Genomic DNA, 23,438 nt, shown 5'->3' on the forward strand with positions numbered 1-23,438 from the left:
GGGCCTTCCTCTCTGCCGGTTCAGTGGGGGGTGTGTGCGTGGGGGGTGCGCGCATGGGGGGTGTGCGCATGGGGAGTTGGTGCGTGGGGTTGCTCGTGCCGGTGGCTGTGGCTGTGGTGCGCCTCGCCCGGTCCGTGGCTGTGGGCGTAGCCGTGCCCGTGCTCGGCGTCGAGGCCGGCCAGGATGCCGTCCTCGCCGTGGCCGAGCAGGTGCAGGGCCGCCGCCGTGCGGGCCGCTACCACTCCGGCGATCGCGGACGGGCGCAGCAGCGGGCCGCCGTCCCGCACGCCCTCGCCGGCCGGGCCGGGGGGCAGCGCGGGGCCGAAGGAGGCGGGGACGGCCGTGACCCGCGCCGCACCGAGCAGGCGGCAACGTTCCGCGCCCCCGGCCGGGTCGGGGTCGCCGCCCGCGAAGGCCACCTCGACCCAGCGGTGCCGCCCGTACTGGCGGACCAGCCGGGCGATCCGGAACAGTTCGGCGTCCTCGAAGGGCCCGGCCGCCGGGGCGGTGACGAGGACGGCATCCTCGCCACCTGCGGAGGCGGCGGCGGCGCGGAGCCAGCCGATCAGGTGCTCGGCGGCGCCGAAGGGCGCGGTGAGGGCGAGCCGCCCCCGGCCCTGGCCGGCGGCGAGCCAGCGCAGGGTACGGGCGGTGTCGGCGATCAGTTTCGGGTCGCGGCCGAGGGTCATCGGGACGACGCACACCGGTGCGTCGTCGGCCGCCAGGGCGGACCGGACGGCTTCGGCGAGCGGTCGGCCGGGGGCCGCCACCGCGTGCACGGCTGTTCCGGCGGGTGAGCCGTCCTCGGCCAAGGCGGCGAGCCGGCGCCCGCCGTCGCTCTCGTGCCCGCCGGCCAGCACGACCGTGACGGGCTGACGTGCGGTCATCGGTCAGGCACCGACCGGGTCGTGGCAGGAGACCAGCTTGGTGCCGTCCAGGAACGCGGCCTCGACCTGGAGCAGCGGCAGCATCTCGCGAACACCGGGCATGACCTCGGCGTTGCTGACGACCTGCTTGCCGATCTCCATGCATTCGGCGACGGTGCGGCCGTCCCGGGCGCCCTCCATGATGGCCTCGCTGATCAGTGCGCAGGCCTCACTGTAGTTGAGCTTGACGCCGCGGCCGCGGCGTTTGCGGGCCAGATCGGCCACGACGTAGATGTAGAGCTTGTCCATCTCACGCGGGGAGAGGTTCACGGGAACCACTTCTCCTTTCCGGGAATCCGACGAAACGCAAGTCAGAAGGAATGCAGAGGAGTTGGCCGACGGAATACCGGATTAGGGCTGCGCCGGCACCGCCGCCGGGAACAGCATGGCGGTCAGGACGAACGGCCGGGTGAAGGCGTGGCCGCCGAACGGCGCGGTGATCGCGCCGAGCGCCGGGGTCAGCACGGTGGCCGCCGCCGCGCCGGGCACCGCGCGGGCCGCGCTCCAGCCGAGCGACCCCCGCCCCCACGGCCCCGGCCGGGGCGCCGAAGGCCCAGGCCGAGAGCAGTCCGGTGGCACTGCCGACGCAGCCCGTCAGCCCGGCGAGCGCCCCGGTCTCCGCCGTGACCACCGCGGCGACGGCGGCGACGGCGGCGACGGCGGCGGCGAACAGTGCGGAGACGAAGAAGAGTCCGCACGCGGCGGACAGCATGAAATCGAACTGGGCGACCCCGCGCAGGCCTTCGACGGCCAATCTGACGAGTGACGGACGGACAGCCACCGGAGCCCCTGCCGAAACCCCTTCCCCACCCTTTTGTTGTCCCATACGGCGCACCAATTCCCCGGTACGGCCGAGGGGGCTCAGGAGATTGCTCGGGAGCCCGTTCGGCGATTCGTTGGGAACCGTACCCCTGTGGATTGCGGAATGGGGCGGACACGACGCGTCACGTCAAATCGACACCGGGTGACCATCAGGCCACTGAGCTGCAACATTCTGTTGAAAATGGCGCCCGGACAGGTCGTCGGGCAGAGCAATTCTTTGCGAAGTTTTACTCACCGGAAACAAGCGCCGGAATATGACCACGTCAAGCAATCCTCAACAAATTCCATTCATCCCGGCAATACGGACACGCAAAGCCGGGGGAAGCCGCGGGCAGGCCGCGAAGAACGGGGTCGATGTGACGGAAGCGTGCACGGATCGGGGGCGGAAGCACACGGATCCGGCGACGGGCTCCACGCCCCCGGCGTCAGCCGGCCACCGGCACCGCACCGTCGAGGTGCCGGCGCAGGAAGCCCTCCGAGGCCGCCACCTCGAACTCCGGCACCGCGAGGTGCCCCCCGGGGTTGGCGTGCAGCGACCGCTCCCCCGATCCCAGCGCGCCGTACAACGCCAACGCGCCCTCGCGCGGCTGGAGTTCGTCGTCCCACTGGAGGACGAACTCCACCGGCACCGTCACCCGCCCGGCCGGCTCCACCAGCGAGGCGTGGCCCGCCAGCCCGAACACCGCGGCCACGATGCGCGGTTCGACCGCCGCGAGCGGGATGCCGATCACCGTCCCGAGCGACAACCCCCAGTAGCCCACCGGCCCGAACCGCTCCCCGGCCATACCCTCAAGCGCGTCCAGCACCGCCCGCCACTCCGGTACGGCCCGCTCCGCGAGCGCCGCAGTGTGCCGGGCCACCCAGGCGCTGATCGGCCGCCCGGCCGCCAGCAACTGCCCGATCTCGGTGGCGAACCGCTCGTCCTGCGCGGTGCGCACCCGCTCGCCGTGCCCGGGGGCGTCGATCGCCACCGCCGCCCACCCGTTCCGCGCCGCACACCGCCGGGCCCGCTCCCGCGGCCCCAGTTTGTCCTGCCCGCCGCCGTGCCCCAACAGCACCAGCGGCCGGCCGCCGAGGCCCGGCCCGTCCGGCTGCCAGAGCAGGCCGGGAACGCCGTCGAGGACGAAGCGGCGTTCCACGACGCCGTCCGAGCTGGTCTCCGAGGTGAAGTGCACCCACCCATGATGGCGCCCGACACACGTTCGAGTCCGGCCTTTCCGTCCCGTGGCCGATAGTCGCCGGGGGCACGGGCGCCGCCCACCACCGGCGGGCGGCGCACCCCGGCGGCGGGCAGCGGACTGGCTAGGCCGCCTCGCGCAGGAAGTCCAGCAGGAGGGCCGTCACCTCGGCCGGGCGCTCCAGGTTCGGCAGGTGGCCGGCCCAGGGCAGGGCCAGGTGGCGGGCGTCGGGGAGGACGTCCGGGAGGGCGGCGGCGATCTGCTGGAAGTCCGGGAGGTCATGGGCGCCGGAGACGGCGAGGGTGGGGGCGGTGACCCGGGTGAGGTCGACCTCCTCCTGCCGCGGACCACCGGTCAGTGCCAGCTGCACGTCGAAGTTGTGACGCTGCATGCGGCGGACGAGCTCCCGGGCCGGTTCGCCGGCCTCGGGGCCGAGCCAGGTGCGGACGTTGAGCTCGACGGCTCCGTCGATGTCGCCGACCTCCAGCAGCGCGTCCTCCTCGGCGCCGAAGGCCCGCATGGCCTCGGTGGGTTCGTGGCCGGGCCGGCCCGCGCAGAGCAGGGCCAGCGCGGTGACCGCCTGCGGGCGCAGGGCCGCCGCGGTGAGGGCGATCCGGCCGCCGTAGGAGGCGCCGACCAGGGCGGTGCGTTCGACACCGAGGTGGTCGAGCAGGGCGAGCACGTCGGCCGCGGCGCCGTACGGCTCGTCGGGATGCGGGGTCTTGCCGTAGCCGCGGAAGTCGCAGCGGATGACGCGGTGACCAGCGTCGAGCAGGGCCTGCCGCTGGTGGTCCCACATCCGTCGGTCGCACACCGAGGAGTGGAGCAGGAGAACGGCGGGTCCGGTACCGGAGTCGTCATGGGAGAGGATCATTCGGCGGATGCTAGCCATCGCCACTGGTCGGGCGCGAGCCATTTCGGGGCGGGGGTGTGGCGCGGCCGGTTCCCGCCCGGTCCGACGGCGAGCGAGCGGACGGAGGGTAAGTAAGCGCTTCCGGCCCCGGGTGGGCTCTGGGTGGGTGAGGAGGTGCTCATGGGAGAACCGAAGAGCGTGCGGGACGAGGAGTTCCAGTCGTTCATCGTGGTGGTCTGGCCACGGCTGGTGCGGACGGCGTTCCTGCTCGCCGGGGAGCAGTACGCGGCGGAGGACCTGGTGCAGTCCACGGCGGAGAAGGCGTGCGCGGCCTGGCCGAAGGTGCGCCGGGCGGACGATCCGTACGCCTACGTGCGGCGGATCCTGGTGAACGAGCACGCCCGCCGCTGGCGCCGCCGGCCGCCGGAGCTGCTGGTCGACGCGCTGCCCGACGCGGCGGGGACGGAGGACGGCTTCGCCCGCTCCGACCAGCGCGGGGCACTGCTGGCGGCGCTCGCCACACTGCCGCCGCGCCAGCGCGAGGCGGTGGTGCTGCGCTACTGGGAGGACCTCAGCGACAGCCAGACCGCGGTGGCGATGGGCTGCTCGGCGGGCGCGGTGCGCAGTCACGCGGCGAAGGGCATCGGGCGGTTGCGGCAGGTGTCGGCGCTGGTGGAACTGAAGGACAGGACCGAGATCGGAGGGGCGGTATGACCATGGGGAACGCGGAAGCGGACAAGGACACCGATCTGTGGGTCGGGCTGGGTCTGGCCGAGGCGGCGTCGACCGCGCGGATCGGCCCGGTGCCGGTGGCGGACATCATGGCGGGCGGACGGCGGATCCGGCGCCGTCGCCGGACGGTGGTGGGCGCGCTGGCGCTGGCCTCCGCGGTGGTGCTGGCGGGCGGGGCGCTCTCCGAGCTGCGCCCGGTGCCCGCGGCCTCCCAGCCGCTGGTCGCCGCGGGTACGGGCCACGGCGCGGGCACCGGCGGCCCGCCGTCGGCCACCCCGGGCGCGGCGGCGACCCCGGCGGCGCGGGACCCGTTCGCCCCGGTGCGGGTGGTGGTCGGGGAGGGCACCACGCCCGACGGCAAGCAGTGGAAGCTGTGGCGGGCCGTGTGGCCGACGGCGCCCAAGGACCGGGCGTTCGAGCAGGCGCTGGCGGTGTGGCAGGAGCGCAGCCCGTACGACTCGGCGCTCACCAAGCCGACCAAGGAGTTCGTCGACCAGTACTACGATCCCAAGTCCGATATCGCCAACACCTATTTCACGGTGGACGGCACTCGACTGAGCCACGACTCCACCGGCACCACGCCCTCACCGGGCAAGCTCGACCCGCGCGACGGCACGTACATCGCCGGCGGCCTGCTCGGCGCCCGGGGCAAGGGCGACACGGTGGCGCCCGGGGAGATCATCGGGCTCACCCTCGGCCCGGACATCGCCCGGGTGAAGGTGACCTGGACGGACGGCAGCACGACCGAGCCGCAGATCGTCACCGTCGCCGACTCACCGATGCGCGAGGCCGTGGTGGCCCGCCCGGAGGGCAAGACGGCGAAGCTCTGGGAGTACTTCGACCAGGCCGGCGCCAGGGTCCCCGACTCGGGTGAGCAGTTCCTGACCCGCTGATCCCGCCCGACTACACCTGTGGTCTGACGCGCCGCCACCCCGCCGTGTGGTTCCGTGGCCGGGTGACGATCCGGGGGGGCTCGAATGGCGGCGCGGTGCGGTTGGGGCGGGATCGGGCTGTTCCTGCTCGCCTTCACGGTGTTCGAGGCGGTGAAGCACACCGGCTTGACGATCCCGACGGCGATGCTCGGGCTCCTCGTCCCGCAGGTCTCCAGGATCATGCCGGACACGGCAGTCGCCCGGCGGCTGCTTGGTGGCTGGCTGCCGTCGGCCGTCGTGGTGGTGTGCACCTTCGTTCCCGGTCCGAGCGATGACACCGCCGCCCCCTTCACCTTCGGCCTGGCATGGTTGGCCCACCTCGCCCTGCGCCGCGCGGCGGGTGCTTTGAGGGCTTCGAGGAAAGGAGTGGGAGTGGGAAGTCGGTAGGGCCGACTTCCCACTCCCACCGGTGTTCCAGCCGCTCCGCCGCTCCAACCGGTGGTGGGCGGGGTGTACGGCCCCTCTCCGCGTCGTCAGCCCAGCAGCAGTTTCGCCGCCACCTCGGCCCCGTCGGTGCGGATCTCCCCCGCGACGGCCGCCGCCCGCGCGCCGACCTCCGGGGCCAGGGCCTGCCCGAGCGCGGCGGACAGCGTCCCGACCGTCGGGACCGGCCCGTCATGGGCGGCGCCGATGCCCAACTCGGCCACCCGACCGGCCCAGTAGGGCTGGTCGACGATCTGCGGCACCACCACCTGCGGGGTGCCGGCCAGGGCGGCGGCGGTGGTGGTGCCCGCGCCACCGTGGTGGACGATCGCGGCGACCCGGGGGAACAGCGCCTGCTGGTTGACCTCGTCGACCGCGAAGCAGTCCGCCCCACCGTCGGCCGGGGCCAGCTCCGCCCAGCCCCGGGCGAGCACGACCCGCCGCCCCCGGCCCCGGGCGGCCTCGACCACCACGCGGGCGGCGTCGGGCGCGCCGCGCAGCGGCATGCTGCCGAAGCCCACGTACACCGGGGGCTCGCCCACGTCCAGGAAGGCCGACAGTCCGGCGGGCAGCGGGCGGTGGTCCGGCAGCAGCCAGGCGCCGGTCTGCACGACCTCGCTCCCGGCGAACTGCCGCCAGGGATCGAGGAGTCGGTCGGTCGCCAGCCAGGGCCGGTCGGTGAGGACGTGGTCGCGCACATTGTCCACGGTGGCCAGGCCGACCGAGGCCCGGTGGGCGTTGACCTGCTCGCCGAACAGCGCGTTCATGGTCCGGACGTTGTCCTGCCACAGCTCCCGGTTGCCGGTCAGCCCCGACGCGTACGGCTGGCTGGGGTACTCGAACGGCGGGTGGTGCGGGGATGGCAGCATGGTCGGCTGGAGGGCGACGCACGCGAAGCGGGCGCCGACCGTCTCAGCCGCGGCCTGCGCCCCCGCCACGGCCGGGAACAGCCCGGTCGCCACCACCGCACCGCCCGGTTCGGCCACCGCCGCGACGGCTTCGTGGAACCGCGCGACCAGCGCGGCCACCCGCCGGGGGAAGTCCCCGGGCGCCGGCGGCGCGCCGCTCACCAGCTTCCGCACCGGATCCCCCACCGGCACCAGCTCGACCCCGGCCACGGCCAGCCGCCGCGCGAACTCCTCGTCCGGCGGGGCGCACACCCGCACCTGCGCGCCGAGTTCCCGCAGCTTCACCGCGAGCCCCGCCAACGGCTGGACGTCGCCGCGCGAACCGTAGGTGGACAGCACCACTCGCATCTCGTCATTCTCCCGTTCCCCCAGGGGCCGCCCTGGAGTTGGAGATTCTGCGGCACGACCGGGGCCTTGCGGCAAGGCCCCCCGTGCGCTATACGTTGAGAGTGGCGGGGACGCGTGCGCTCACCGGTTCGTCATCCGCGCTCGTCATCCGTGTAGGACCGCCATCACCTCCCCGACCAGCTGCCGCGCCCGGCCCACCGTCGCGGTCAGCGCCTCGGGCGTCTCCCCGACGGCGCCCAGGAGCCCTCGCACCCTGGTACCGAAGTCCGCCGGCACGTCGGCGAGTTGCTCCGCCACCGCGAGGGCCCCCTTCTCGTTGAGGCACCAGCGCCGGTCCCGCGCGTACAGCGCCTGCACCAGCACGCCCACCGCCCGGGAGAGGCAGAGCGAGACGTAGAGGACATCGCCACGCGCAGCACCCTTCGCCGCGACGCCGACCAGGAACTCCGCCTCCCACGCCCCGGCCGTCAGGGCTTCGCGCAACGGCTCGGGATAGTCCGCGACCTCGGCCCGGAGAGCGGCCAACTCCCCTGCCGGGTCGGCGAGTACGCGCCCGAGCGCGACCTCGCCCGGATAGCAGGGCGACCAGAAACCCAGCGGGTGCCCGGCCTGCACCCCCACCTCGTAGCGACCTTCGCGGCAGTCCGCCCACACCCGCTCGACCCGGTCGAGGTCCCGCAGGATCCAGTCCACCGCGACGCCGTCGACCCGCAACCACGCCCCGCCGTTCACCCAGGGCCCCCACCCCCCTGGCCCGGCCACCTCCACCCCGGGGCCGGCCAACTCCCCCAGGGCGGCCAGGTCGAGCTCACCGCGGTAGTAGACGCCGAGGTCCCAGTCCGACCCCGGCCGGTGCTCACCCCGCGCCCGACTCCCGCCGAGCATCACCCCCACCACGCCCGGTACGTCGGCGAGTCGGGCCGCCATGTGCTCGATGTGTTCGGTGATCGGCTGCATGACGGGCATTCTGGCCCGCGGACGGGAGGCCCGGCCAGCGCATTCGGGCCCGGGACCGGCGGCTGCCGTCCCCCCGGCACTCGGGCCCGGGACCCTTCGGGAGGTGTCGCGTCGCTCAGAGCCGTACGGTGACGGCCCGCTCCCCGTGCTCCCCGTCCGCTTGCCCTCCCTCCGCCAGTCGGGCGGCCAGGCCCTCCGCCAGCCGTGCGACGGGCCCGCGGCGGCGGCGGGAGAGGGCCAGACCGAGGTGGCGGCGCGGGCTGGGTTCGGCCAGCGGGAGGGCGACCAGCTGTGGGTGCGGGGCGAGGCCGATCTCGGGGATCAGGGCGATGCCGATCCCGGCGCGAACCAGGGACTGGGCGAACTCGTAGTCCGTCGCGGTGCAGCAGATCCGCAGTTCGACGCCGGCCAGGGCGGCGTACCGGGCGAGCTGGCCGGCGGACTTGCGGCAGCCCAGGATCCAGCGCTGGTCGGCGAGTTCGGCCAGGTGGGGCGCCTCGGGACGGTCGTGGTGGCGGAGTGCGGCCGGGTGGTGGACGGGCAGGACGACGCGCAGCGGGTCCTCGCCGAGGGCGGTCCAGTCCAGGCCGGAGCGGTCGCCGGGGCGGACGGGTGGGGGGCCTTCGAGGTGGTAGGCGAGGGCCAGGTCGGCGCGTCCTTCGCGGACGGCGGGCAGGCTCTCCTCGGGTTCCGCCTCCAGGATGGTCAGTTCCACCTCGGGGTGCTCGGCGGTGAAGCCGGCCAGGGCCGCGGGCAGCAGGCGCCGGCCGCCGCTGGCGAAGGTGGCGATGGTCAGGGCGGTCCGCTCGGCGGTCAGCCGGGTGATGCGCTGCTGGGTGTCGGCGAGTTCGGCGGCGATCGCGTCGGCGGCCTCGACCAGCAGTCGGCCCGCGTCGGTGAGGGAGACGCCCCGGGTGGAGCGCTCCACCACGGGCGCGCCGAGGCCGCGTTCGAGGGCGGCGACCTGCTGGGAGACGGCCGAGGGCGTGCAGTGCAACGCCTGGGCCGCCTGGTTGAAGCTGCCTCGGCGGGCGACTTCCCGCAGCACCGCGAGGCGCTGGACGTCGATCAACAGTTCTCCTAACGACGATCCTTCGACCCCGACACTACTGCTGTTGTCCAGAGCCGGACAGACTGATCACCGAACCGAACCGCACGACACGGCGCGGCGGGGCGGGGCGCGGCAAGGCGCGACAGGGCACGGCAGGAAAGGGATCGACGGCATGGACGTGTGCGTGATCGGCGGGAGCCGCCACTTCGGGAGGCGGCTGGTCGAGGAGCTCCGCGACGCGGGTGCGGCGGTGACCGTGGTCAACCGCGGTTCGGCGCCCGCCCCGCCCGGGGTGACCCACCTGCGCGCCGACCGCGACGACGAGGCCGCGCTGCACACCGCGCTCGCCGACCGGCGCTTCGACGCCGTCGTGGACCAGGTCTGCTACACGCCCGTCCAGGCCGCCATCGCCGCCCGGGTGTTCGCCGACCGCACCCCGCGCTACCTGCTCACCTCCACCGTCGAGGTCTACGCCCACCTCGGGCGGCCCGGCGGACCGGCGCTCGCGGAACCGGCGCTGGACCTCTCCGCCGAGCGGATTGACCTGCAACTCCCCTGGTCGGAGAAGGAGTTCAGGAATGACTGGTACGCCGAGGGCAAGCGCCAGGCGGAGGCCCTGCTCACCCGGCAGGCAGCCTTCGACCTCGTCACCGTCCGTACCGCCCACGTCCTCGGCGGCGCGGACTTCACCGGGCGGCTGGCCCACTACGTGGAGCGGATCCGCGCCGGGCTGCCGGTGGCCGTCCACCCGGCACCGCAGCCCGCGTCCTTCGTCCACGCGCCGGAGATCGCCCGCTTCCTGGCCTGGGCCGCGCTGGCGGACTTCACCGGGCCGGTCAACGCGGCCTCCGAAGGAGCGCTGGACGTAGGGCAGTTGTGCGAGGTCGTCGGGCAGGTGGTCGGCGCCGAGCCGCTGTTGACGGCCAGCGGTGCCCGCGAGCCGCTCTCGCCGTTCTCCTTCGACCGCTGCTACGCGATGGACACCGGCCGGTCGGCCCGGCAGGGCTTCCGTTTCTCCCACATCGGCGACTGGCTGCCGCAGGCCGTCAAGGAGGCGCACGCATGACCGCCGTTCAGACGACTCCGGCCACCCGTAGGATCGGTGACGTCACCGTCGGCGCCATCGGTCTCGGCGCGATGCCGCTGTCCGTCGAGGGCCGGCCCGACGAGGAGCAGGCGATCGCCACGGTCCACGCCGCGCTCGACGCGGGGGTGACGCTGATCGACACCGCCGACTCCTACCACTGGCACGCCGGCGAAGTCGGCCACAACGAGCGGCTGATCGCCCGCGCGCTGGCTGCGTACGGCGGCTCGGCGGACGGCGTCCTGGTGGCGACCAAGGGCGGCCGGGGCCGCCCCGGGGACGGTGGCTGGACGGTCGACGGCGACCCGCGCCACCTGCGCCGGGCCGCCCGGGCCTCGGCCGCCCGGCTCGGTGTCGAGGCCATCGGCCTCTACCAGCTGCACAAGCCCGACCCGGCCGTGCCGTTCGCCGACTCGGTCGGCGCGCTGCGCGACCTGGCCGACGCGGGCACCATCCGGCTGGTCGGCCTCTCCAACGTGGACTGTGCGCAGATCCGCACCGCCCGGGAGATCCTCGGCCCGCGCCTGGTCGCCGTGCAGAACCGCTTCTCCCCGGCGCACCAAGCCACCCGCGACACCCTCGACCTGTGCACCGACCTCGGCCTGGCCTTCCTCCCCTGGAGCCCGCTCGGCGGAATCTCCCGCAGCGCCGTCGACGACCCGGGCGTGAGCGGACCGGGCACGGACACCCCGTTCCACGCCCTCGCCGGCTCACGGGGCGTCAGCCCCCAGCAGGTCTGCCTCGCCTGGCACCTGGCCCAGTCCCCCACCGTCCTGCCGATCCCCGGCGCCCGCCGCCCGGCGTCCGTCCGCGACTCGGCCGCCGCAGCGGGGCTGGCACTCTCGGCGGCGGAACTGGCGACACTCCGGCTGTAGCCGCACAAGGGCCGTCCCGCGCCCGACCGCACGACCACCGCCGCGGACCCGAGGCGGTCAGCGGGCCTGAGTCACCCCCGGCAGGTCGCTGGGAGCGGTACCGGTCACCGCAGGCGGGCTGGTCGTGCCGACGTCGTCGCCGAAGGCACCCGTCGGGACGAAGCCGATCGCCGCCAGGACACCCAGGAGCTGATCGGGATGCTGGTCGACGACCTGGCGCCCTTGCGGCGGGCCGCAGGACGTCAGGCCTCCGTGGCGGCGCGTTCGGCCGTGCTGCGCAGAACGCAGAACTCGTTGCCCTCGGGGTCGGTGAGGACGGCCCAGCCTCCGCCGTCAGGCTGCCGGTGGTCGGCAACGAGGGTGGCGCCGAGGTCCAGGAGTCGTTCCACCTCCTGCTCGCGCGAGTCCTCCGGGCGCAGGCAGAGGTGGAGCCGGTTCTTGACCGTCTTGGGCTCGGGCACCTGGGCGAAGTAGAGGACCGGGCCTCCCTCCGCGAGCGTCACCGCGACCTCCTCGTCCCCCGGCTTGTCGTCCGGGCCCAGCGGACGGCCGGTCACCCTGCTCCAGAACTGCGCCAGCTCATAGGCGTTCGCACAGTCGATCGCCACGTTCTGCACCACCGAGACCATGCGCCCGAGCCTCCCCGATCTCCCTCCCGAACGCCACCCCGCCGCTCCGGCGCCCCGGTTCACCGTCCGGGGAACCGGGAGGCGGTCTACCGGCGGACCGCCGAGATCAGCCCGCCGGGCCGCTCCTCGCGCTGCGGCGGGGTGCTGATCGGGCGACCGTAGGCGGCACCGCACTCGCGCAGAGTGTGGCTCTCGGCCTCCCAGCCGTGCCCGGCCAGCCAGTGCACCGGGTCGTCGGGCATCTCCGAGACCCACATGGACGCCGCCGATCCCGGCACGGCGTCCGCGCCGAAGCGCTCGAGCACGCCGCGCGAGCCCAGCGTCAGCCCCATCCGGCTGCCCGCCGCCGACTGCGCGCCGATCCGGGCCAGCAGCAGCTCCACCGCGTCCTCGGGCAGGTAGATCAGCAGCCCTTCGGCGATCCACACGGTCGGCGCGGCCGGGTCGTGGCCCGCGGCGGCCAGCGCGCCCGGCCAGTCCTCGCGCAGGTCCACCGGGACGGTGATCCGCTCGCAGCGCGCGACGGCCCGCTCCTGGCGCAGCACCGACGCCTTGAAGTCCAGTGGCACGGCGGTGTCGACCTCGAACAGCCGGGTGCCCTCGGGCCAGTCCAGCCGGAAGGCCCGGCTGTCCATGCCCGCGCCGAGCAGCACGACCTGCCGGACTCCGGACGCGGAGGCCTCACGCACCAGGTCGTCGAGGAACTTCGTCCTGATGACGATGGAGTACGACACGGCCAGCCGCCGCCGGTGCGCGGCCTCGTCGGCGGGGGGCGGCGAGCCGGGCCAGAGGCCGCCGGCGGCGGCGAAGGCCCGCGCCAGCGGATCGCGGAACAACGCGTCCGCGCGTTCGGTCTCCAGCGCCCGCACCCGGGCCACCCCCACCGCCGTGGCCCACACTCCCGACGGCTGCTCCCGCTCCTGCTCATCAGTCACCGCGCCAGCCTAGACCTCCGCCCCCGAGGCGCCGGAGGAGGGGAGTCGGGTGCACCCGCGAACCGTCGACCGGGCCGGTGAACCCACGCGTCGGTGCGGCCGGTCGTCCGCGCGGCCGAGTACGGTGCGGCGGGTGAAGTGCCGCCGGAGGGTGGCGGGTTCCCGATGACGGAGGTGGGCACGGTGGCGACGTACGTACTGATCCACGGCGCGGCGGCGGACGCGTGGTACTGGGGGCCGCTGGCCGCCGAGTTGCGCGACCGGGGCCACGCGGTGGTCGCGCCGGACCTGCCGTGCGACGACGAGGCGGCCGGGCTCGCCGAGTACGCGGACACCGTGGTCGAGGCGATCGGCGGCCGTACCGAACTGGTCGTGGTCGCCCACTCGTTCGGTGGATTCACCGGCCCGCTGGTGTGCGACCGGCTGCCGGTGGACCTGCTGGTCATGCTCCAGGCGCAGGTCCCGGCCCCGGGCGAGACACCGGGCCTCTGGTGGGACAACACCGGATACGGGCCCGCACGACAGGAAGCCGACCGGCGCCGGGGCGTCCCCGAGGGCACCGAGGAGGAACCGCGCTCGCTCTACCTCCACGACACCCCGGCACCCCTCGCCTCCGAACTGCTGGCCGAACACCAACGGCTGCAGTCAGCAGCCCCGTTCGGCGAACCGTGGCCGCTGACCTCGTGGCCGGACGTGCCGACCAGGGCTCTGCTGTCGGCCGGCGACCGGTTCTTCCCCGTGGAGTTCATGCGGCGGGTGACGGTCGAACGGCTCGGCATCCAGCCGGACGAGATGCCCGGCGACCACCTGCCGATGCTCGGCCACCCGAAGGAGTTGGCCGAGCGGCTGGAGGCCTACCACACCGCGCGGTAGGGAATGGGGTGGAGCGAGGGGCGGGAAGTCGGTGTGGCCGACTTCCCACCCCTCGGTGTTTCACCGGGTGGTGAATGAAGTGGGTTGCGGGGTCGGGCGGTTGGGCCTGGCAGCGGTGAGGGGGTAGGCCCAGGCGAGGAGGGCGAGGAGGAGGGCGAACGGGAGGAGGGCGCGGAGCACGGCCCGCCCGTCGCTATGGCGGGGTTCAGGTGGCATCGGGGACGGCGTCGGTGAGGTCGAGTTCGGCCCAGACGGCCTTGGCGTTGGGGTGGCGGGGGATGGTGCCCCAGTGGTCGCAGAGGGCGTCGATGAGGGTGAGGCCGCGTCCGGACTGGTTCAAGAGCAGCTACAGCACCAACGAAGAGGCCCAGTGCGTCGAGGTCGCCGAGACCACCGCCGCCGTCCTGGTCCGTGACTCCAAGGACAAGAGCGGCCCCCACCTCGCCTTCACCCCTGCCGCCTGGAAGTCCTTCCTCACCCTCGCGACCGGTATGACTGCGCCGAACCGGCGAAACGTCTGAACCGGTTGGCCTACCCTCATCGAGTCGTCCACAAACGACCTCCCTCACCCCCCTAGCTTCGCGCCGGGCGAGCCCAGCCGGGCCCGCCGGCCCTTCCAGCTAGGAGAAGCAGTGCGCATCACCCAGAAGGCCGTCGCGACCCTCGTGGCCGCCGCCTCCTTCAGCGGCATCGCCGCCCTCAACGGCACCCCGGCCACGGCCGCCGTCCCGGTCACCGCTTCCCTCCAGGTCCAGAGCGACGTCACCGACCTGGACGAGTACCTCGGAAACGACGTCTGGACCCGCGACCCCAGCCTGACCTACCAGGTCTGGACCCTCACCCCGCTCGGCAACGGCACCTTCACCATCAAGGGCACCCACTACGGCAAGTGCCTCGTGGCCAACGGCCCCGGCAAGACCGTCACCCAGCAGACCTGCGACCAGAACGACCTCGGCCAGCGGTGGATCGTCGAGCCGAGCGTGGACGCCACCGCCATCGCCAGCGTGAAGTACCTGGACTACGTCCTCCAGGCCAACGGGCAGGACCAGCGGGTCACCACCGAGCTGTCGGTCGGCTCGTCGAACCAGCAGTGGACCGCCTACGTGAAGTAGCGGGCGCCCGGCACCGACCCGCCGCCCCCCGGCGGCGGGTCGGTGAGCTGAATCCGGCTCGCGCCGATCACTGGCCGCCCTGCCCGGCTCGCGCCGATCACTGGCCGCCCTGCCCGGCGCTGCCGATCGGGCCGACCTTCACCGGGTTGCCGGGGGTGTCGGTGGCGGGCAGTGAGGCGGCGCCCGGCCACTGGAGGGTGACGGACTTGGTCTCGTCCGGCGGGGTCACCACGAGGCCGGTGAGGCGCAGGCCGGTGCCACCCGTGTTGTTCGCCGGGTAGCTGATGCCGAAGAAGGTCGACTTCCCGTTCTTGAGGACGCCCGGGACGACCGGCTCGCCGGAACGCTCCGCCGACATCGAGCCCGCGTTGGTCTTCAGGTCGACACCGGCGTACCCGCTGATCGAGCAGTCGTGGCCGCTCTTGTTCTTCAGCTCGACCACCACGGTGCGGGTGGCATCGCCGTCGATGGTGCGGTCGGCGGCCGAGATGGTGAGGTCGTCGGTCCGGCACTTGCCGCCCGCCTTGCCGCTGTCGGTCGAACCGCTCCCTCCGGTCGTGGCCTTCCCGCTGGGGGCCGAGCCGGCCGGGGCGGCCTTGGTGGGCACGGCGCCGGCGGTCGGCGCGGCGGTCGGCGTGTTCGCCGCCGTTCCGCTGTCGAGGTCGTCGTTCTGGCAGGCCGTCAGAGAGAGACCGGCGGCAACGACCAGGGTGGCGAGGGTCAGCTTCTGAACGCGCATCATGTCTTCCTCAGGTTCGGGTGGTAGTGGCCGGGTTTCTGGTGAGCAGGACAACCGCACCGGGCGAACCGTTCCGCCCAACCGGCCGCCAAGACAGTGCTGTTACACGAAGGAGCGCGCACGTCGGGCTCCTTATCCCCGCCATACGGCCCCAGCCCAGGCGGCACACCGGTTCTCACGGCTCCCCCGCCGCCCCGGCACGGCCGTCGCCCGCTGGGACAGACCCGTGACCGAGCGGATCTTGACCCGGGACGTGTCCGCGTCAGGCCGGTGCGGCGTCAGGCGAGGGCCGGGTGGATGACGCAGCAGGACGTCGTCGCGGCCGGTGCCGGCCGGTGAGCGGATGATGCAGTTGATCTCCGACCCGCCGGAGGCGATGCCCACGTGGGCGACGTCGGAGCGGCGGGCGAGGGAGCCGGCGAGCGGCCCCACCGCGTCGGGGCGGCAGCCCAGGCGGGCGATCCGCTCGGCCTGGCCGTGGGCGGCGGGGCTGCTCAGGCCGACGACGCGCAGTAACAGGAGCCGGCCCGCACCCGCTGACCGGGACGCGGGGCCCGGCCGGCGGCCCCGATCACCGCCGTGAACGCGACGGGGCAGGGCCACCGGAAGACCTCCGGTGGCCCTGCCCCTCACAGGGTGCGCTCTGCGGGCGTCAGTTCATGAAGGTGACGTCCCAGTGGCTGCCCTCGTTGGCGTAGATGTTGCCGGAGGCGGCGGTCCACAGGTCGGCGCCGTCACCGCGGGTGCCGGTGTGGGAGAAGGTGCCGTGGATGTAGTTGGTGACGCAGCTCGACATGGCGAAGTCCAGCTTGTAGCCGGTGCCGTGGCTGTAGGTGCCGCTGGCGTGGCCGGTCTCGGTGCCACCGGTGATGTTCAGCGCGCAGCCGCTGGCGTTCTTGAAGTTGATGGCGCCGGTCGCCGAGGCGCGGCGCAGGCCGTCGAAGGAGGTGCAGCTGCTGTTGGTGCGGTCGGAGCAGTTGCCCGAGGAGGACCAGGTGATGCCGGCCGCCGAGAACATCGACGCGGCCTGCGACTGGGTGAGGGTGTCGCCACCGCCACCGCCGCCACCGGTGCTGCCGCCACCGCCGAGCAGGGCGGCCCAGGTGGCCGGGCCGACGATGCCGTCGACCGGGTTCAGGCCGGCGGACTGCTGGAAGGCGCGGACCTTGCCGTCGGTGCCGTCGCCGAAGGCGCCGTCGACCGCCAGGCCGGCGCCGTGGGCGTTCAGCTGGACCTGGAGCGCCTTGACGGCGTCGTTGTTGTCACCCTTGCGGACGGTGACGATCAGCTTGGACCAGGTGTCGGAGCCGACGATGCCGTCCACCGGGTTGAGGCCGTTGGCGCTCTGGAAGTTCTTGACCTTGGTCTCCGTGCCGGAGCCGAAGTCACCGTCGACGCCGAGACCGGCGCCGTGGGCGTTCAGCAGGTACTGGACCGTGGTCACATTGTCGCCGTGGTCACCGTTGCGGACGAGCGGCCAGCCGGCGGCCTGGGCGGCGGGGGCGACGAGCACCGCCGCGAGAAGCGCGGCGAACATCGCGGCGACGATTGCCGGGATGCGTTTCATGACGGTTCCTCACTGACTGACTGAGCGCGGAGCGCGGGAGCGCGCGGAGCGGGAAGCGGCGGCACCGAACGGCTCGTCGGCCGCGACCGGCCACCGCTGACAGACCGTAGGAGCCGCCGACGGCGTCCCGCTAGCGCGTCCCGTCCCTGGGACGGCGCGGGCCCGGGGACGGCCCCCGGGCCCGGGGGCCGCCGGTCGTCCCAGGGACGCTCCGCACTACAACGGCCCGCCGCCCCGCAGCCGGTGGGCCCGGTCGGCGGCGCTGAGCACCGCCCGTACGCCTGCCGTGAGCACCGAGGCGTCGCGCCCGGCCCCCCAGACCACCCGGCCGCCGGCCCGGGCCTCCAGGTAGGCGACGGCGTCGGGGCTGCCGGCGACCTTGTGTTCGGTGAAGGAGAGGATCTCGACGCCCACCGCGTCCGCGACCGCGTCCACCGGGCCGGCGCCGCCGCCCCGGCGGCCGTCCACCTCGGCCCAGTCCTCGCCGACCCGCCAGGCCCGGGCGGCGCCCGCGTCCAGGTACTCGGAGCGGAACAGCTCGTACAGCTCCTCGCCGGTCACCTCCCGCCCGCTGTCGTCCGTCGCCTCCTGGACCACCCGGGCGAACTCGATCTGGAGCCGCCGGGGCAGTTCCAGCCCGGCCCCGGTCTGCAGCAGGTAGGCGATCCCGCCCTTGCCGGACTGGCTGTTGACCCGGATCACCGCCTCGTAGTCACGCCCGAGGTCGGCCGGGTCGATCGGCAGGTACGGGACGGACCAGGGCGTCTCCCGCTCGGGCAGCCCGAGTTCGGCGGCGGCCCGCGCGTGCCGGGCGAGGCCCTTCTTGATGGCGTCCTGGTGGGTGCCGGAGAAGGCGGTGTGGACGAGGTCCCCGGCGTAGGGGTGGCGCTCGTGCACGGGCAGCCGGTTGCAGTGCTCGACGGTGCGGCGGATCCCGTCGATGTCGGAGAGGTCGAGCATCGGGTCGACCCCCTGGGTGTGGAGGTTGAGCGCCAGGGTCACCAGGTCGACGTTGCCGGTGCGTTCGCCGTTGCCGAACAGGCAGCCCTCGACCCGCTGGGCGCCCGCCAGTACGGCCAGTTCGGCGCAGGCAACGCCGGTGCCCCGGTCGTTGTGCGGGTGGACGGAGAGGATCACGCCGTCGCGGCGGTCCAGGTGCCGGTCCAGGTACTCGATCTGGTCGGCGTAGACGTTCGGGGTGGCGATCTCCACGGTGGCCGGCAGGTTGTGGATGACGGGCCGGTCGGGGCTCGCGTCCCACAGTGCGCTCAGGCCGTTGCAGACCTCCAGCGCGTAGTCCGGCTCGGTCAGGTTGAACACCTCGGGCGAGAACTGGAACCGCAGGCCGTCCCGCCCCTCGCCGTGCCGGGCCATCCGCTCGGCCGCCTCGGTGATCAGCGCCCGCAGTTCGTCCCGGTCCTTGCCGAGGACGAGGTCGCGCCAGAGCGGGGCGGTGGCGGTGTAGAGGTGGACGACGACCCGCGGCAGGCCGCGGACCGCCTCGAAGGTGCGGTCGATGAGGTCGGCCCGGGCGGCGGTGAAGACGACGACCGTGACGTCCTCCGGCAGGGCGTCCGGGTGCTCGGCGAGCCGGCGGACGAACTCGAAGTCGGTGCGGCTGGCGGAGGGGTAGCCGACCTCGATCTCCTTGAAGCCCATGGCCAGGAAGAGGTCGAACATCCGCTGCTTGCGCGCCGGGTCCATCGGCTCGGCGAGCGCCTGGTTGCCGTCGCGCAGGTCGACCGGCACCCACAGCGGGGCCCGCTCGATCCGACGGCCGGGCCAGCGGCGCAGCAGGGCGGGGACGTGGACCCGCTCGTGGGCGGGGCGGTAGCGGTGGGAGGGCATGGCGCCGCCGCGCTGGGGGTTCCAGGCGGGGGCGTCGGCCGGGACGGGCCCGGCGGGGGCGTGCAGGGTCGGGTATCGCATGGGGTCTCTGGGTGTCCTCGACTGGTGACCGGAGACCGGCAGGACGGCGCCCCGCAGCGGGGTGCCGGTCAGGTCACGCCCCGCTGCGGCCACCAAGAAGGAGAACGCTCCACGGCTGCATGCCGGGTAGACTAACCACGATCCAAGTCCTCAGACAACCCGACAGGTGACGACGATGGCCCCGCTCCGCCCCTCCCCCCTCGCCGAACAGGCCGCCGCACTGATCGAGGAGCGGATCCGGGCCGGCGAGTGGCCGGTCGGCGGCAAGCTGCCCGGCGAGGTGGCGCTCGCCAAGGAGCTGGGCGTCGGCCGCTCGACCGTCCGGGAGGCGCTGCGCACCCTCGCCGCGGCCGGGATGGTGCACGCCCGGCAGGGCTCCGGGGTGTTCGTGACGTCCGACCGCCCGACCGCCGGGGACTGGGCGACCCGGCTGCGGGCCGCCGAGCTGGCGCACATCTACGAGGTGCGGACGATGGTCGAGGTGCAGGCCGCCCGGCTGGCCGCCGAGCGCCGCACGGCGGCGGACCTCACCGCCATGGACGCCGCGCTGGCCGCGCGCCGGGCCGCGGGCGGGGCGGACGACTCGGCCTTCGTGGACGCCGACATCGCGCTGCACACGGCGATCGTGGCCGCCGCCCACAACCCCGTCCTGGACGACCTGTTCGCCCAGTTCGCCCCGATCCTGCGGGAGCACCTGGTCGAACTGGTCGGCCTGTTCGGGCTGCGCGAGGGCGATCCGGACCACGGCTACGACGCGCATGCGGAGCTGGTCCGGGTGCTGCACGAGGGCGACCCGGCGGCGGCCGGGCGGGTGCTGGCGGAGGAGCTGGAATCGACGCGCGCACAACTGCTGAACCGCTGAGGCGCGTCTTCCGTACGCCTCCTCCGGAGGGATCCCCGGAGGGGGCGTCACACAGTCTTCACACAGCGGCCATCCAGTGGTCTCGGGCCGCCCCGACACTGTGTCAGGCACGGCCGGAGCAGGCCGCTTCGATCACGAACGGTCAACGTGCGAGTGACATTGTGTCCGCCTGGTGCACAAGCACCGCCCAGGCGGCGAACGGGCTTTCACTCCAATCACACGATATGACTAGTATCGCTTCGTCAAAAGCCCGTGCCCGGACGGCCCGCCCCTCACCGGCCGGCCGCCAGCCCCAAGGAGTCTGCTCTGCGCGCGCGTGCGAATCGGCGGCCCCCGACGCCGAAGGCCCCCCGCAGGCGTCCGCGCCTGTCCCTGCGGGCGGCACTACTCGTCCTGGCCGTCGTCCCCAGCCTCGCCCTGGTCGCCCTCTGGGCGGTCACCAGCGGTGAGACCGTCTTCGACTTCCAGCGCCAGGCCGCCCAGGGCATGCTCGCCCAGAAGGCCGGCCAGCCGTCCAACATCGTCTACTACAACCTCCAGGAGGAGCGCCGGCTCAGCGCCGACGCGCTCGCCCGGCCCGGCGGCAACACCGACCAACTGCGCCACCAGCGGCAGTTGACCGACGACGCGGTCCGCCAGTTCCAGGCCCTGTCCGGCGAGACCGCCGACGACGCCCCGAACGACGTCCGCAGCGCCGTCGCCGAAGCCCGGCAGGCCATGGGCAAGCTCGCCGAGGAACGCGCCGCCGTCGACAAGGGCTCGGTCGACCAGCAGACCGTCTTCACCTACTACACCGACCTGATCGCCGTCGACCTGCGGCTGTTCACCGCGCTCAGCCACGTCGACGCGGGCGAGGTCACCTGGGTGTCCAAGACCCTGGTCAACACCTTCTGGGCCAAGGAGATGCTGGCCCGCGAGGACGCCCTGCTGGCCCGCGGCTGGACCACCGGGCGGCTCAGCACCGCCGACTACCAGCAGGTCCAGCAGCTGATCGGCGCCCAGGACCACCTGTTCACCGTCCAGGTCCTCCCGTACATCCCCGAGGCCGAGGCGGCCGGCTGGCACGACCTGATGAACAGCCCCGCCTGGCAGGCCAAGGCCGCCGTCGAGCAGCAGCTCACCCGACCGGTCGCCGCCGACTCCAACGGCACCGTCAAACTGCCCGCCGCCCAGGACCAGTGGCGCCAGGCCGTCGACCAGCTCAACCCGCAGCTGGTCAAGAACATCGAGGCCCGCACCAGCGCCATCGTCGAGGTCGGCAAGGGGACCATCCTCAGCCTGCTCACCCGCGTGGTGCTCACCGCGGTCGTCGGCCTGATCGCCGTCGTCGCCGTCGTCATCGCCTCCTGGCGGATCAGCCGCTCGCTGCGCCGCCGGATCAAGGACCTCCAGACCCAGGCCGAGGAGATGGAACGCACCCTGCCCGCGGTGGTCGACCGCCTCGGCCGCGGCGAGCAGGTCGACGCCGAGGCCGAGAGCCGCGCCGTCACCACCGGCGAACACGGCAACGGCACCGACGAACTCGCCCGCCTCGGCCAGGCCCTCAACCTGGCCCGCTCCGCCGCCCTGGAGGCCGCCGTCCGGCAGGCCGCCCAGCACCGGGGCTTCGAACGCCTCCTCCAGCGCATCGCCCGCCGCACCCAGTTGCTGATCGGCCGCCAGCTGCGCAAGCTCGACGAGCTGGAGCGCAAGCACGAGGACCCGGAGGTCCTGGAGGGCCTGTTCGACCTCGACCACCTCACCGCCCGCCTGCGCCGCTACGAGGAGAACCTCGTCATCATGGCCGGCGGCCAACCGCAGCGGCGCTGGCGCAAGCCCGTACCGCTGCTGGACGTGCTGCGCTCCGCCCAGGGCGAGGTGCAGGACTACCGCCGGATCATGATCGACGTCGAGGGTCACCCGTGGCTCTCCGAGCGGGCCGTCGGGCCGGTCGCCCACGTGCTCGCCGAACTGATGGAGAACGCCACCACCTTCTCCAAGCCGCCGACCCCGGTGGAGGTCCGGGCCGCCATGGTCGGCCGCGGGCTCGCCGTCGAGATCGAGGACCGCGGTCTCGGCATGGACCCGGAACAGTACGACGCCGCGAACGAACTGATGAGCCGCCCGCCGCGCACCGACGTACTGGCCCGGGCCGACGACATCCGGCTCGGCTTCTACGTGGTCGCCCGGCTGGCCGCGCTGACCGGACTGAAGATCGAGTTCCGGCCGTCGGCCTTCGGCGGCACCCGGGTGGTCGTGCTCGTCCCGGACGAGCTGGTCATCGACGGCGACACCGGGCTGCCGGACGCCGCGCCGGTCGAGCCCATCCCGCTGGTCCGCCGCTCGCGCCGGGCGCTGCGCTCCGCCGCCGACGAGACGCACCAGCCGGTCGGGCCGCCGATGGCGCCGGTGGACTCCTTCGGGGCGGTCGGGCCCGCCGGGGCGGTCGTACCGGCGGGGCAGGCGCTCGGGCCGGCCGGGCAGGCCGCGCACGCCCAGTGCGTGGCCGCGGTGTTCCAGGAACCGGGATTCCCGGAACCGGCGTTCCCGGCGCAGCCGGTCCCGGCCCAGCCGTACGAGCAGTCGTACGAGCAGCCGTACGAGCAGTCGCCCCCGCAGCCCTACCAGCCCGGCCCCGCCGAGCAGCCGATCCAGCACAACTCCCCCGCCGACCCGCCGCCCGGCTACGCCGCCACCCCGGCCGAGGCCCACGGCGGCGCACCCGCCGCCACCCCCGCGCCGGAGGCCCCGGCCTACCCGGACATCGCCTACGCCCGGGTCACCGAGGCCGAGGCCCCGTACGCCGACGAGCAGTACCGCCCGGCCGACCACTACCGGCTGGCCGAGCGGCGCCGCGGGCGGGAGTACCCCTCCGCCGTACCGGTGAGCCCGGTCGAGGGCGGGCAGCCGCCGCTGCCACAGCGCGTCCGGCAGGCCAGCCTGGCCGCCGAGCTGCGGGTGCCGCCGCCGACCCGCCCGCAGTGGGTCGACCCGGTCGCCGGGCAGCCCGCCGGCCCGGCGGACGCCAACGCGGCCGCCGACCCCGTCCAGCGGCCGGTCCGGCGCTCCGGCGCCGCCATCGGTGCCTTCCAGCGCCAGTCCCGTGCCGCCCGCGCCCAGGACAGCGGCGAGCACCCGCTGCCCCCGGCCGCCACCCCGCCGGCTCCCCCCGCACTGCCCGCCGGTCCCCCCGCCTCCGCGTCCGCGCCCTCCCCCTGGGCCCTGCCGGCCGCGGAACCCCGAACCACACGAACGGATGACCAGTCATGAACCGCACGATCGCCACCCACCAGGATCTGGACTGGCTGCTGGACGGACTCGTCGACTCGGTGCCCGGGACCCGCAACGCCGTCCTGCTCTCCGACGACGGCCTCGTGGTCAGTCACTCCCGCACCATCGAGCGGGCCGACGCCGAGCGCCTCGCCGCCGTGGCCACCGGTCAGCAGTCGCTCGCCCGGGGCGTCGGCCAGCTCTTCGACGGCGGGCCGGTCCACCAGGTCATCGTCGAGCTCGCCGAGTGCTGGCTGTTCGTCATCGCCGCCGCCCAGGGCACCCACCTGGCCGTGGTCGCCTCCCAGGAGGTGGACGCCGAGGTGATGTCCGTCGCGATGCACACCCTCGTCCAGCAGGTCGGCCAGAAGCTCACCACCCCGGCCCGCGCCGAGGGTGCCCCCGCGTCCTTCGACGCCTTCGCCGCCCGGAGCCGGAGCTGACCGGGGTGGGC

The 23,438-nt window shown here is 74.0% G+C and carries 25 protein-coding genes; 11 read left to right on the forward strand and 14 right to left on the reverse strand.

Going from position 1 to position 23,438, the window contains the following annotated elements; all coding sequences use genetic code 11:
- Positions 1 to 20: 20 nt before the first annotated feature.
- From ACZ7BZ_RS07120 to ACZ7BZ_RS07140, 5 genes are all read right to left on the reverse strand, one after another.
- Complete coding sequence (locus tag ACZ7BZ_RS07120) at positions 21 to 887, reverse strand: sirohydrochlorin chelatase (protein WP_470357485.1); 867 nt, start codon at positions 885 to 887, stop codon at positions 21 to 23.
- Between the two features lie 3 nt (positions 888 to 890).
- On the reverse strand, positions 891 to 1,196 hold the full coding sequence (locus tag ACZ7BZ_RS07125; RefSeq protein WP_470357486.1) for an urease subunit gamma: 306 nt from the start codon (positions 1,194 to 1,196) through the stop codon (positions 891 to 893).
- 81 nt (positions 1,197 to 1,277) lie between these two features.
- Positions 1,278 to 1,415 carry a hypothetical protein gene (locus tag ACZ7BZ_RS07130; protein WP_470357487.1) on the reverse strand — a complete coding sequence of 46 codons (138 nt, stop codon included), beginning with the start codon at positions 1,413 to 1,415 and terminating at the stop codon, positions 1,278 to 1,280.
- 758 nt (positions 1,416 to 2,173) lie between these two features.
- The gene (locus tag ACZ7BZ_RS07135) at positions 2,174 to 2,923 is read right to left on the reverse strand and encodes an alpha/beta hydrolase family protein (RefSeq protein ID WP_470357488.1); all 750 of its coding nucleotides are present in this window, start codon (positions 2,921 to 2,923) and stop codon (positions 2,174 to 2,176) included.
- Positions 2,924 to 3,050: 127 nt separating this feature from the next.
- Positions 3,051 to 3,800 (reverse strand): alpha/beta fold hydrolase, encoded by a 750-nt coding sequence (locus tag ACZ7BZ_RS07140; RefSeq protein WP_470357489.1) that lies wholly within the window; start codon positions 3,798 to 3,800, stop codon positions 3,051 to 3,053.
- A 159-nt stretch (positions 3,801 to 3,959) separates the two neighbouring features.
- On the opposite strand from ACZ7BZ_RS07140, the gene ACZ7BZ_RS07145 reads away from it, so the two are divergent.
- The 3 genes from ACZ7BZ_RS07145 to ACZ7BZ_RS07155 all read left to right on the forward strand — a co-directional run bounded on the left by ACZ7BZ_RS07145 (position 3,960) and on the right by ACZ7BZ_RS07155 (position 5,830).
- Positions 3,960 to 4,493, forward strand: a complete 534-nt coding sequence (locus ACZ7BZ_RS07145) for a SigE family RNA polymerase sigma factor (protein ID WP_470357490.1) — start codon at positions 3,960 to 3,962, stop codon at positions 4,491 to 4,493.
- The gene (locus ACZ7BZ_RS07150; protein WP_470357491.1) at positions 4,490 to 5,404 is read left to right on the forward strand and encodes a hypothetical protein; all 915 of its coding nucleotides are present in this window, start codon (positions 4,490 to 4,492) and stop codon (positions 5,402 to 5,404) included. Before ACZ7BZ_RS07145 ends, ACZ7BZ_RS07150 begins: the two co-directional genes overlap by 4 nt.
- Before the next feature lie 84 nt (positions 5,405 to 5,488).
- Positions 5,489 to 5,830: a hypothetical protein gene (locus ACZ7BZ_RS07155; RefSeq protein WP_470357492.1), complete on the forward strand. Its 342-nt coding sequence runs from the start codon at positions 5,489 to 5,491 to the stop codon at positions 5,828 to 5,830.
- Between the two features lie 86 nt (positions 5,831 to 5,916).
- Here the strand turns inward: ACZ7BZ_RS07155 and ACZ7BZ_RS07160 are convergent, their stop codons facing one another.
- The 3 genes from ACZ7BZ_RS07160 to ACZ7BZ_RS07170 form a co-directional block, all read right to left on the reverse strand.
- Entirely contained in the window at positions 5,917 to 7,122 is a 1,206-nt protein-coding gene (locus tag ACZ7BZ_RS07160; RefSeq protein WP_470357493.1) for a glycosyltransferase, read from the reverse strand.
- Positions 7,123 to 7,266: 144 nt separating this feature from the next.
- Complete coding sequence (locus tag ACZ7BZ_RS07165; protein WP_470357494.1) at positions 7,267 to 8,088, reverse strand: nucleotidyltransferase domain-containing protein; 822 nt, start codon at positions 8,086 to 8,088, stop codon at positions 7,267 to 7,269.
- 106 nt (positions 8,089 to 8,194) lie between these two features.
- Entirely contained in the window at positions 8,195 to 9,151 is a 957-nt protein-coding gene (locus tag ACZ7BZ_RS07170; RefSeq protein WP_470357495.1) for a LysR family transcriptional regulator, read from the reverse strand.
- 151 nt (positions 9,152 to 9,302) lie between these two features.
- On the opposite strand from ACZ7BZ_RS07170, the gene ACZ7BZ_RS07175 reads away from it, so the two are divergent.
- Both ACZ7BZ_RS07175 and ACZ7BZ_RS07180 read left to right on the forward strand, forming a co-directional pair.
- Positions 9,303 to 10,196, forward strand: coding sequence for an NAD-dependent epimerase/dehydratase family protein (locus ACZ7BZ_RS07175; RefSeq protein ID WP_470357496.1), 894 nt, complete (start codon positions 9,303 to 9,305; stop codon positions 10,194 to 10,196).
- A complete protein-coding gene (locus ACZ7BZ_RS07180; RefSeq protein WP_470357497.1) occupies positions 10,193 to 11,089 on the forward strand; it encodes an aldo/keto reductase in 897 nt (298 codons plus the stop codon). Before ACZ7BZ_RS07175 ends, ACZ7BZ_RS07180 begins: the two co-directional genes overlap by 4 nt.
- 242 nt (positions 11,090 to 11,331) lie before the next feature.
- Here ACZ7BZ_RS07180 and ACZ7BZ_RS07185 read toward each other — a convergent pair whose 3' ends face one another.
- A complete protein-coding gene (locus ACZ7BZ_RS07185) occupies positions 11,332 to 11,718 on the reverse strand; it encodes a VOC family protein (RefSeq protein WP_470357498.1) in 387 nt (128 codons plus the stop codon).
- A gap of 86 nt (positions 11,719 to 11,804) precedes the next feature.
- The gene (locus ACZ7BZ_RS07190; RefSeq protein WP_470357552.1) at positions 11,805 to 12,617 is read right to left on the reverse strand and encodes a class I SAM-dependent methyltransferase; all 813 of its coding nucleotides are present in this window, start codon (positions 12,615 to 12,617) and stop codon (positions 11,805 to 11,807) included.
- A gap of 201 nt (positions 12,618 to 12,818) precedes the next feature.
- Here ACZ7BZ_RS07190 and ACZ7BZ_RS07195 point away from each other — a divergent pair, with 201 nt between their 5' ends.
- Positions 12,819 to 13,526, forward strand: a complete 708-nt coding sequence (locus tag ACZ7BZ_RS07195; RefSeq protein ID WP_470357499.1) for an alpha/beta fold hydrolase — start codon at positions 12,819 to 12,821, stop codon at positions 13,524 to 13,526.
- A 205-nt stretch (positions 13,527 to 13,731) separates the two neighbouring features.
- Here the strand turns inward: ACZ7BZ_RS07195 and ACZ7BZ_RS07200 are convergent, their stop codons facing one another.
- A complete protein-coding gene (locus tag ACZ7BZ_RS07200; RefSeq protein WP_470357500.1) occupies positions 13,732 to 13,866 on the reverse strand; it encodes a hypothetical protein in 135 nt (44 codons plus the stop codon).
- Between ACZ7BZ_RS07200 and ACZ7BZ_RS07205 the strand changes: the two genes are divergently transcribed.
- Complete coding sequence (locus ACZ7BZ_RS07205) at positions 13,841 to 14,047, forward strand: DUF397 domain-containing protein (RefSeq protein WP_470357501.1); 207 nt, start codon at positions 13,841 to 13,843, stop codon at positions 14,045 to 14,047. The genes ACZ7BZ_RS07200 and ACZ7BZ_RS07205 overlap by 26 nt on opposite strands.
- Before the next feature lie 111 nt (positions 14,048 to 14,158).
- Positions 14,159 to 14,638 carry an RICIN domain-containing protein gene (locus ACZ7BZ_RS07210; RefSeq protein ID WP_470357502.1) on the forward strand — a complete coding sequence of 160 codons (480 nt, stop codon included), beginning with the start codon at positions 14,159 to 14,161 and terminating at the stop codon, positions 14,636 to 14,638.
- Positions 14,639 to 14,735: 97 nt separating this feature from the next.
- Here ACZ7BZ_RS07210 and ACZ7BZ_RS07215 read toward each other — a convergent pair whose 3' ends face one another.
- The 3 genes from ACZ7BZ_RS07215 to ACZ7BZ_RS07225 all read right to left on the reverse strand — a co-directional run bounded on the left by ACZ7BZ_RS07215 (position 14,736) and on the right by ACZ7BZ_RS07225 (position 18,873).
- Entirely contained in the window at positions 14,736 to 15,377 is a 642-nt protein-coding gene (locus tag ACZ7BZ_RS07215; protein WP_380451533.1) for a DUF4232 domain-containing protein, read from the reverse strand.
- Between the two features lie 652 nt (positions 15,378 to 16,029).
- Complete coding sequence (locus ACZ7BZ_RS07220; protein ID WP_380451531.1) at positions 16,030 to 16,944, reverse strand: peptidoglycan-binding domain-containing protein; 915 nt, start codon at positions 16,942 to 16,944, stop codon at positions 16,030 to 16,032.
- Between the two features lie 216 nt (positions 16,945 to 17,160).
- Positions 17,161 to 18,873, reverse strand: a complete 1,713-nt coding sequence (locus ACZ7BZ_RS07225) for a 2-isopropylmalate synthase (protein ID WP_470357503.1) — start codon at positions 18,871 to 18,873, stop codon at positions 17,161 to 17,163.
- 175 nt (positions 18,874 to 19,048) lie between these two features.
- Here ACZ7BZ_RS07225 and ACZ7BZ_RS07230 point away from each other — a divergent pair, with 175 nt between their 5' ends.
- The 3 genes from ACZ7BZ_RS07230 to ACZ7BZ_RS07240 all read left to right on the forward strand — a co-directional run bounded on the left by ACZ7BZ_RS07230 (position 19,049) and on the right by ACZ7BZ_RS07240 (position 23,427).
- Positions 19,049 to 19,735 carry a FadR/GntR family transcriptional regulator gene (locus tag ACZ7BZ_RS07230; RefSeq protein WP_470357504.1) on the forward strand — a complete coding sequence of 229 codons (687 nt, stop codon included), beginning with the start codon at positions 19,049 to 19,051 and terminating at the stop codon, positions 19,733 to 19,735.
- Positions 19,736 to 19,987: 252 nt separating this feature from the next.
- A complete protein-coding gene (locus ACZ7BZ_RS07235) occupies positions 19,988 to 22,984 on the forward strand; it encodes a sensor histidine kinase (RefSeq protein ID WP_470357505.1) in 2,997 nt (998 codons plus the stop codon).
- On the forward strand, positions 22,981 to 23,427 hold the full coding sequence (locus tag ACZ7BZ_RS07240) for a roadblock/LC7 domain-containing protein (protein ID WP_470357506.1): 447 nt from the start codon (positions 22,981 to 22,983) through the stop codon (positions 23,425 to 23,427). Before ACZ7BZ_RS07235 ends, ACZ7BZ_RS07240 begins: the two co-directional genes overlap by 4 nt.
- Positions 23,428 to 23,438: the final 11 nt, after the last annotated feature.

Source organism: Kitasatospora sp. NPDC036934 (assembly GCF_055608425.1).